1 tRNA gene and 1 rRNA gene (1 of these 2 running past the window's edge) are annotated in these 3,010 nt (G+C 47.8%); both read right to left on the bottom strand.

The window, feature by feature from the left end:
- Positions 1-2,777 (bottom strand): 23S ribosomal RNA (locus BWI92_RS00410); the annotation flags it as partial.
- Between the two features lie 170 nt (positions 2,778-2,947).
- Positions 2,948-3,010: transfer RNA gene (locus BWI92_RS00405), tRNA-Ala, on the bottom strand; it runs 11 nt beyond the window's last position.

Raw genomic sequence — 3,010 nt, 5'->3', positions numbered from 1 at the left:
TCTACCTATACATCTGCAACCTATCAACGTTGTCATCTACAACGGCCCTTATTTGGAATACTCATCTTCAGGTCAGTTTCGCACTTAGATGCTTTCAGCGCTTATCTGGTCCCGACGTAGCTACTCAGCTATGCCCTTGGCAGGACAACTGATACACCAGAGGTCAGTCCAACTCGGTCCTCTCGTACTAAAGTCAGAACCTGTCAATATTCCTACGCCCACAACAGATAGGGACCGAACTGTCTCACGACGTTCTGAACCCAGCTCGCGTGCCACTTTAATCGGCGAACAGCCGAACCCTTGGGACCTTCTCCAGCCCCAGGATGTGACGAGCCGACATCGAGGTGCCAAACCTCCCCGTCGATGTGAGCTCTTGGGGGAGATCAGCCTGTTATCCCCAGAGTACCTTTTATCCTTTGAGCGATGGCTATTCCATACTATACCACCGGATCACTATATCCTACTTTCGTACCTGATCGACTTGTTTGTCTCACAGTCAAGCACCCTTTTGCTATTGCACTCTACGCACGGTTACCAAGCGTGCTGAGGGTACCTTTGAAAGCCTCCGTTATCCTTTTGGAGGCGACCACCCCAGTCAAACTACCCACCAAGCAATGTCCCTATTTAGGTTAGAATTCCAGTACAAGAAGGGTGGTATTTCAACGTTGACTCCATGATGCCTAGCGACACCATCTCACAGTCTCCCACCTATCCTACACATCCAGTACCAGAACTCAATGCTAAGCTATAGTAAAGGTTCATGGGGTCTTTCCGTCCCGTTGCGGGTAAACGGCATCTTCACCGTTACTACAATTTCACCGAGCTCACGGCTGAGACAGTGTCCAGATCGTTACACCATTCGTGCAGGTCGGAACTTACCCGACAAGGAATTTCGCTACCTTAGGACCGTTATAGTTACGGCCGCCGTTTACTGGGGCTTCGATTCAATGCTTCGATTGCTCTAACATCCCCTCTTAACCTTCCAGCACCGGGCAGGTGTCAGGCCTTATACGTCAACTTTCGTTTTTGCAAAGCCATGTGTTTTTGTTAAACAGTCGCCTGGACCAATTCTCTGCGGCCTCTCATCGCTGAGTAGGCTCCCTTTATCCCGAAGTTACAGGGTTAATTTGCCGAGTTCCTTAGCCGTGATTCACTCGAGCGCCTTAGAATATTCTTCCCAGTCACCTGTGTCGGTTTACGGTACGGGTTACTATTAAGTTATGATCCACAACTTTTCTTGGAAGTTTCTTCGCTGACTCGCATCTGCCTTGCGGCTTCCACTCAGAGGCACTATTCCGTCAGTACCTGCCAACCACGAATCTCCGTCATCGTGTTTCCCTAATAGTAAGTTCAGGAATATTAACCTGATGTGCATTAGATTGTCGCTCTCGCTAGACCCTTAGCCCCCGACTAACCCTCAGTTGATTAGCATAGCTGAGGAATCCTTGACTTTTCGGCGTGGGGGTTTCTCGCCCCCATTATCGTTACTTATCCCTACATTTGCTTTTCTGATCACTCCAGCAAACCTTGTCGATTCACCTTCATCGCTATCAGAATGCTCCCCTACCAGTATGTATCGCTACATAATCCAAAGCTTCGGTACTATACTTGATGCCCGTTTATTATCGATGCCCGCCTCGCTCGACCAGTGAGCTGTTACGCACTCTTTAAATGAATAGCTGCTTCCAAGCTAACATCCTGGCTGTCTCTGCAATCAGACCTCCTTTGTTCAACTTAGTATAGATTTTGGGACCTTAACTGTTGGTCTGGGTTCTTTCCCTCTCGGACCGTGACCTTAGCACCCCGGCCCTCACTGCCGTGTATATTTCATGCCATTCAGAGTTCATCAGGATTTGGTAGGATTTGACTCCCCCTAGTCCTATTGGTAGCTTTACCTGCATGAAACTCAACCACGACGCTGTTCCTAAAAACATTTCGGGGAGTACGAGCTATTTCCCAGTTTGATTAGCCTTTCACCCCTACCCACAGCTCATCGAAATACTTTTCAACGTAAACTCGTTCGGTCCTCCAGTGTGTGTTACCACACCTTCAACCTGGCCATGGGTAGATCACAAGGTTTCGCGTCTACTCCCCCTGACTAAACGCCCTTTTCAGACTCGCTTTCGCTCCGACTCCAGATCTGCAATCCTTAATCTTGCCAGGAAGAGTAACTCGTAGGGTCATTATGCAAAAGGCACGCCGTCACAGCATCGCGCTGCTCCGACCGCTTGTAAGTGTATGGTTTCAGGGTCTTTTCACCCCCCTATTCGGGGTACTTTTCACCTTTCCTTCACAGTACTCGTTCACTATCGGTCTCTTGTTAGTATTTAGCCTTACCGGATGGTGCCGGCTGATTCAAAGGGAGTTTCACCAGCTCCCCCCTACTCAGGATACGCTTACGTCCAGATTCCTTACTCTTACAGGGCTATCACCTTCTCCGGCTGAGCTTCCCAACTCATTCAAATTAAAATCCTTTCTAAAAAAACGTCCTACAACCCCGTCATTGCCGTAACAACAACGGTTTGGGCTAGTCCGCGTTCGCTCGCCACTACTTACGGAATCACTTTTGTTTTCTCTTCCTCCGGGTACTTAGATGTTTCAGTTCTCCGGGTTTGCTCCACTTTGTGGTAATGGTTCTTCAAACCATTGGGTTGCCCCATTCGGAAATCTACGGATCAATTCTTTTGTGCAAATCCCCGTAGCTTATCGCAGCTTAACACGTCCTTCATCGCCTTCAAGAGCCTAGGCATCCCCCATACACCCTTAATTCACTTATGCTCTGTCGCTAAATTTCTTTAACTCTTACTCGTTTCTCTATCTTTCACAATATGTCAAGGAACTTTATACTTACATTTAATCAATAATTAAATCAATCAAACTTCAGCAGTGCGCAAATACTCGTTCGTAATTGCATCTTTTACTATTATTATAGTACTTCTTCGAATTGTGGAGAATAACGGATTCGAACCGTTGACCCCCTGCGTGCAAGGCAGGTGCTCTAGCCAGCTGA

This window comes from Flectobacillus sp. BAB-3569 (genome assembly GCF_002270355.1).
In the GTDB taxonomy this organism is placed as follows: domain Bacteria; phylum Bacteroidota; class Bacteroidia; order Cytophagales; family Spirosomataceae; genus Flectobacillus; species Flectobacillus roseus.
The sequence above is the reverse complement of the archived record's forward strand: the minus strand, read 5'-3'. Positions and strand labels throughout refer to the sequence as shown.